Raw genomic sequence first — 6,985 nt, forward strand, 5'->3', positions numbered from 1 at the left:
CTGCCCTCCACCGACGACGAATAGCTGAATCCGTCATTTCCGATGCCCATCAGATCTCCCAATCGTCCATTGCTGCCCGCGTCGCGGAAGCCCGGGGCGGGCCTTTCAAACCCAACCCAACCAAATCGAAGCGATAGCTCGCCCTAAAGAGAGAAAAACGCCGCTCTTCGGAGGTTCCGAAGAGCGGCGCTGCCGTAAAAATAGCGCAAAGACTAAGCCTTGAGAATCAATTGACCACCGGATGGTTTTCCGCCGCCGCTCCCGCCGCCGTCGCCACCTCGCCATTGTCCTCCGCCTCCATCTCGCGTTGCAGAGCTACCATTTTGATCGCCGTCGCCGCCGCCTCGTCGCCTTTGTTTCCGAGCCTTCCGCCCGCCCGGTCGATCGCCTGCTGGCGGTCGTTCGTCGTGAGCACCCCGAACGCGATCGGCATGTTCCAACTCAACTGCATCTGCTGCACCCCGCTGGTCACCCCCTGGCAGACGAAGTCGAAATGCCTCGTATCTCCCTGAATCACACACCCCAGGACGATCACCGCATCGACATTGGTGTACTCGGCGAAGTACTGCGCCCCCATGGCCAGTTCGAACGTGCCCGGCACCCATTTGACACTGATCTTGTCGTCAGCGCACCCCGCCGCGCGGAGCGTGGCGACCGCCCCGTTGAGCAGTGCCGAGGTAATTTCGTGGTTCCATTCGGCGACAACGATGCCGAACGACATTTCGTTGGCCGGCGGTACCGGTCGGTCGAAAACGGATAGATTTTTCAGTTCGGAAGCCATAAGCAAGATCTTCAATTGGTCAGCGAAAGTCCCCGCCCGTTCCGGAACAGAAGCAAAAGGCGTTCCACGCCGAGGGGGACGAAAGTAAAAAGGCGGGGAAAAGCGCGTGTCCTCTCCCCGCCTTCGTATGGTGAATCAGTCTCTGTCGTTGAGCTGTAATGCTCTGGGTGACAAAAGATTACAATTGCTGTTGCGCCCGCGCGATGAATTTTTCGATATCCCGTGCCGGAATACTCCGCGGATATTCGTTCCGAATCCGTTCGTAGAGCTGCAAAGCCTGCTGCGCATGCCCCGCCTGTTCGTGAATCATCCCCGCCTTCTTCAGGTAGACCGGCGTCGTCGCCACATTGTCGCTGAAGTTCGCCGCCTGTTCATACAGCGCCGCCCCCTGCTCCAAGTTCCCCAGCTCGACATGCGCGTCGCCCCGCAACCCCAGGTTCTGCGCCCCGATCAACTCCGCCGCCGCATTGTCTTTCGACGCGTCGTATTTTGCGAAAGCATCGATAGCCTGCTGGAAATCACCCAGATAGAGGTGGCACATCCCGGCATAATGGTTGGCCAGATTCCCCTGCGGCGTATTCCCGTACCGTTCCGCGATCGTCTGGAATCCGTCGAACGCCGCATTCCCGTTGAGCGCCAGCGCGAACGAGTCGCGTTCGAAATAGTTCTGCGCCTCGAACATCGCTGCCGACGCCTGCTTGGCCCGCGGAGCGAGGTAGAGGTATTTGTACGAGAAATACCCCCCGACGAGGACGATAATCGCGCCGAGCGCCACCAGAAGGGTTTTCCCGTTGCGTTCGATAAAGAGTTCGAAACGTCCGAGGCTCTGTTCGATCACCTGTTCGGGATCCGGATTGACCTGTTTGTTATGTTTTTCTGCCATGGTGTGGTAGTGTTCGTTGTTTTCGTGATAGTTAGATCGTTCCGTGCCGCTTGTCCGAGTCGCTTCGGTGTTCGCGCGGCCTTTCGTCGAGCGCAAAAGTAACGGTTTTTCGGCGAAATCGAAAACCGGACGCCGCTTTTTTCCCGATTTAAGTGCAGGACGAAAGGCCCCAAACCTGCTGATCTTTGTTTATCTTTGCAAGGCCGTGTGCCCTGTTCCGGCGCGAAAACGCCTCCGCGGCGGCCCCGTAAACCGGCTGTAAGGCCGCGAAAAACGCCGCGAACGCCCCTTGGCACGCTCCCTCCCGTATGCTTCGGAAAATCCTCAAACGCCTCCTCGTCGGCCTGTCATGGCTGCTGGTCGCCGCCGTCGTCCTGCCCCTCGTGGCCGGACTGCTGTTGCAGATCGGCGCCGTGCAGACCTTCGTCGTGCAGCGGCTCGCCCGGCAGCTCTCCGAACGCATCGGCACCGAACTCACCCTCGACCGCGTCGACATCGCCTTCTTCAACCGCCTGGAGGTCAGCGGACTGTGCGTCAAAGACCCCTTCCGACCGGCCGACACCTTATTATATGTGCGGCGCGTCGAGGCCGGCATCGACGGACTCGACCTCTTCGGGGGCCGCGTGGCGCTCGGCGTCGTCTCGCTCGACGACGGCGTGCTGCACATCGCCCGCGACACCGCCGAACAGGAGACCAACCTCGGATACGTCATCCGGCGGCTGCGTCCCGACCCGCCGCGCCCCGTCCGGCTGCGGCTCACCGCCCGCGAACTCAACCTCCTCGGCCTGCGCTTCACCCTGCGCGGCGCTCCCGACGGCGGGCCGGGCGAAGGGCGTAGCAATCAGGTAAATTTCAGTGATTTAGATATTCAGGGCCTCTATTTCCAGGCCCGCGAAATCGCCCTGCGCGACGACTCCGTCGCCCTGCGGATCGAACACCTTAACTTCAACGAAAAGAGCGGCTTCCGGCTCCGCCACCTCAGCGCGCAACAGATCGCCGCCGGGCCCGGCGGCATCCGGGTCGACCGCCTGCGGGCCGAGACCCCTTTGTCCGTGCTCCACCTGCGCCGTGCCGACCTCGGCTTCGACGGCGGATGGGCCGCGCTGAACGACTTCCCGCACGCCGTGCGGATCGATCTCGAAGCCTCGCCCTCCTCCGTCTCCTACCAGACCATCGCCCGTTTTCTGCGCCGTCCGGCCGAGATCGGCGCCGCCCTCTCGTTCGACTCCCTCGCCGTGAGCGGCACCGTGGACGACCTCGCCGGTCGGCTGCGCGGCGCACGGAACGGAGCCACCCGGCTGGACGCCACGTTCGCCCTGCGAGGGCTGCCCGATGTGGCCCGGACACGGCTGCGGATCGGCATCGACCGCTTGGAGACCGACGGCGACGAGATCGGCCGCATCTACGGCGAGGCCGCCGCCGGACGGCACCTGAAACCGGGCCTCGCCGCCCTCTTGCAGCGCGCCGGAACCATCGGATTTACAGGGAGTTTCGACGGCCTTGTGCGCGACTTCACCGCCACCGGCGAGCTCACCACCGCCCAAGGGTTGGTGGGCGGTACCCTGCGCTTCATGCCCGGCGAGCGGGAGGGACAGACCCATTTCACCGGCCACCTCGCCACCGAAGCCTTCGGACTCGGCACGCTGCTCGGCCAGCCGCGCCTGGGGGCCGTCTCGCTCTCCGCCGGCGTCGACGTCGTGACCGACGGCGGAGAGCTCGCCCTGGCCACCGACGCCACGATCGACCGGCTCGACTTCCGGGACTACGCCTACCACGGCATCCGGATGAACGGCCGCTGGGCCGGGCGCATCTTCCAGGGGCGCATCGAATCCTCCGACCCCAACCTCGACTTCACCACCGAAGGGCGGCTCGACCTGCGCGACCCGGTGCCCGCCTACGACTTCGAGTTGGCCCTGCGCCGCGCCGACCTCGTCGCCCTCGGCTTCAACCGCCGCGACACCCTCTCGCGGCTCGCCATGCGTTGCCGGGCCCACGCCGCCGGGACGAACCTCGACGACCTGAACGGACACGCCGAAATCGACAGCCTCGCCTACGTCAACCCCCTCGATACCGTCCATGCCGGCGCCATCCGGTTCGAAGCCCGCAGCAGCGCCCGCTCGCGGCGGCTCTCCATGCGTTCCGACTTCGCCGACGCCGACCTGCGCGGAGCCGCCCAATACGAACGCTTCTTCCGCTTCTTCCGCCACTCCCTGCGGCGCTACCTGCCCTCGCTCTCGGCGCCGGATACCGTCGCCCGGGCCGCATCCCTTGCTGTTGCCGGGCCGACGGCTGCCGCCGACTCCGCAGCCGCCGGAACCGAGGGCTACTACCTCCTGAAAATCGACGTCAAACAGGCCAACAACGTCGCCGCCATCTTCGTCCCGGGATTGGAGGTGGCCGAAGGTACCTCCGTCGGCTTCCTTTTCGACCCCGCGCGCGACGAATTCAACCTCAGCGTCCGGTCGGACTACATCTTGCGGCGGAACCTCTACGTCGGCGACCTCACCGTCGAGTGCCGCAACCGCGGCGACTCCGTTTCGGTCTACGCCTTCGCCGAACAGTTCGGCATCGGGCCGCTCGACCTGCCCCGGATGTCGGTCGTCGGCGGCGTCGGCCACAACCGCATCGCCCTCGCCACCCGGTTCGAGAATCCCGAGAACGGCAACCGCGCGCTGATCAGCACCTCCACCACCATCGGACGCTCCGCCGCGGGGCTGCCGCAGCTCGACGTCCGGTTCTATCCCACCTCCTTCCGGGTCGAAGGGCGCGAGTGGTTCGTCCAGCCCGGACACCTCCTGGTCGACTCCACGGGGATCGGCTTCCGTCGTTTCGGCGTGCGGAGCGGCGACCAGCGGCTCTCGATCGAGGGGCGCGCCTCGGCCGTCGAGAGCGACACCCTGCGCGTGCGGTTCGACCGGCTCGACCTCTCGCCCCTCACGCGGCTCGTCCAGCGACAGGGCTACCGCATCGGCGGACGCATGGACGGCCTCGCCGAGCTCGTCGCCCCCTTCGGCGCCTTGCAGTTCGGGGCCGACCTCCGGATCGACTCCTTCGCCATGAACCAGCACCAGCTCGGTACCGCCGACTTCCGCAGCCGGTGGGACGGCGAACGGCGGTGGGTGCGCTTCGCCGCCGACACCCCCGACGGGGCGACCCCGATCGCGGGCTACTACGACAGCCGCGAGCGGCGCTACCGGGTCGATTTCGACATCCCGCGGTTCGACATGGCCCTGCTGGAGCCCTTGTTGCAGGGCGTGCTCGTCGATACGCGGGGTCGGGCGCGGACGAAGCTCGCCCTGACCGGCGGCCCCGAAGGGGGGCCGCTGCTGAACGGGACGATCGGCGTGGACGAATATACCGCCACGGTGGCCTATACGCGGGCGCGGTACACCCTTTCGGGGCCGGTGACCGTCACGAACAACCGCTTCGAGCTGCCTCCGTCTCCGCTCAGCGACGGCGACGGAGGCACGGGCGCCATCTCGGCCTGGTTCGACAGCCGCTATTTCCGCCAGCTCCGCTTCGGCGTGAAGGTCGATTTCCGCGACCTGCTCTGCCTGAACACCGCGCTGGCCGACAACCCGGACTTCTACGGACGGATCTACGGCACGGGGGCCTTTTCGGTCACGGGCGACGACTACCGCACGGAGATCGACGTGCGGGCCGAGACGGCGCGCAGCTCGACCTTCGTGCTCCCCCTTTCGGAGGTCTCGACCATCGCCGAGGCCGACTTCATCTCGTTCGTCGAGCCCCCGGCCCGCACGCCGGTCGACCGTGTCGAGCAGTTCCGGCGACAGCTCCGCCGGCCGCGGCGCAGGCGCACCAAGAGCGAGCTCTCGGTCGACCTGAACCTCACGGCGCTGCCCAATACCGAGGCCCAGATCGTCCTCGACCCGCGGCTCGGCGACGTGATCCGGGGGCGCGGCAACGGCCGCTTCCGGATGCGCATCGTCCCCGCGCGCGACATCTTCACGATGGACGGACAGTACGACATTACGGAGGGGACGTATCTCTTTACGCTCTACGGGGTGCTGGCCAACAAGTACTTCGTGATCCAGCCGGGCGGTTCGATCCAGTGGACGGGCGATCCGGCCGACCCGTTGGTGAACATCGACGCGGCCTATCGCGTCCGGACGTCGCTGAAACCGCTCCTGGGGGCCAATGCGCAGGGGAGCGGGACGGGCAGCGGGAATGTCAACGTGAGTTGCGGGATCCATCTGACGGACAGGCTGTTCGATCCGACGATCCGCCTGTCGGTGACGGCTCCGGGGGCCGATCCCGAGACCAAAAACCTGCTCCGCAACCTGCTCAATACGGAGGAGGCGACGACGATGCAGTTCGCCTACCTGATGCTCTCGAACAGCTTCATGCCGGACGACCAGACGAATGCCATCGGGACGATGAGCGGTTCGCTGGCGGGGATCGCCGGGATGGAGTTCCTCTCGAACCAGATCAGCAACCTGATTTCGGGTTCGAACTACAACATCCGCTTCGGCTATCGCCCCTCGAGCGAGCTGACGTCGGAGGAGGTGACCTTCGACGTGGGGGCGGATCTGATTGCGAACAAGCTCTCGCTGGAGGTGGGGGGCAACTACGATGTGGGACAGCGGGGGGCCTATCAGGTGACGAACAATCCGCTCTCGGTGGACGGCTACCTGACGTGGGTGCTGAACAAGTCGGGGTCGCTGAAGGTCAAGGGGTTCACGCGGACGATCGACCGCTTCGACGAGTCGCAGGGGTTGCAGGACAACGGGGTAGGGGTCTATTACCGGCAGGAGTTCCAGAGCTGGAAAGACCTTCAGGAACGCTATCGTCGTTGGCGCGCGGCAGCTCGGGAGCGCCGCGCGGCGCGTCAGGAGCGTCGTCGTCGGCGTCGCTCCGCAGTGGGAGCTCCCGAATCTCCGGCAGCTCCTTCTGTAGCTCCCGTGGCAGCGGACTCGACGACGCGCCGGTAGGGCGGTTTCCGCGGCCTGCGGGGAATAGAGAACCGGGGCGAGACTGCTGTTAGTTGTTTGGGTAGAGGCTGCCATTTGCCCGCCGCGGGCACGCGGGGCCTGCCCGGCCCGAGGGCAGTACCCTCTCGTAGGACAGACGCGCGCCCCCGCCTAAAGAGGGAAATCTTGTCAAAATGCGCTGGCGCGTTTTGACAAGATTTCCCAAGGCGCGCGAAAGAGCGGCGGAGCGCAAGCGGAGCCGCAATGGGGCGCACACGGGGCGGAGAATTGGGGCGAGCTTGGGGCTGTGTCTGTTCTTCGGGCGGGAAAAGCGGTTACGGTTTTCCTGCTGCGCTGGGTCGAGCTTGGGACTGAGATTTGGACTGTGGG

General features: G+C 65.5%; 3 protein-coding genes. 1 reads left to right on the top strand and 2 read right to left on the bottom strand.

Features of this window, described 5'->3' with window-relative positions; all coding sequences use genetic code 11:
• Positions 1–226: 226 nt before the first annotated feature.
• Both ribH and ACTO3O_RS09585 read right to left on the bottom strand, forming a co-directional pair.
• Positions 227–781, bottom strand: coding sequence for a 6,7-dimethyl-8-ribityllumazine synthase (gene ribH, locus ACTO3O_RS09580; protein WP_297624452.1), 555 nt, complete (start codon positions 779–781; stop codon positions 227–229).
• Between the two features lie 178 nt (positions 782–959).
• A complete protein-coding gene (locus tag ACTO3O_RS09585; protein ID WP_297829762.1) occupies positions 960–1,664 on the bottom strand; it encodes a tetratricopeptide repeat protein in 705 nt (234 codons plus the stop codon).
• Between the two features lie 308 nt (positions 1,665–1,972).
• On the opposite strand from ACTO3O_RS09585, the gene ACTO3O_RS09590 reads away from it, so the two are divergent.
• Positions 1,973–6,616: a translocation/assembly module TamB domain-containing protein gene (locus ACTO3O_RS09590; RefSeq protein WP_298080864.1), complete on the top strand. Its 4,644-nt coding sequence runs from the start codon at positions 1,973–1,975 to the stop codon at positions 6,614–6,616.
• Positions 6,617–6,985: the final 369 nt, after the last annotated feature.

This window comes from Rikenella sp., from assembly GCF_056799795.1.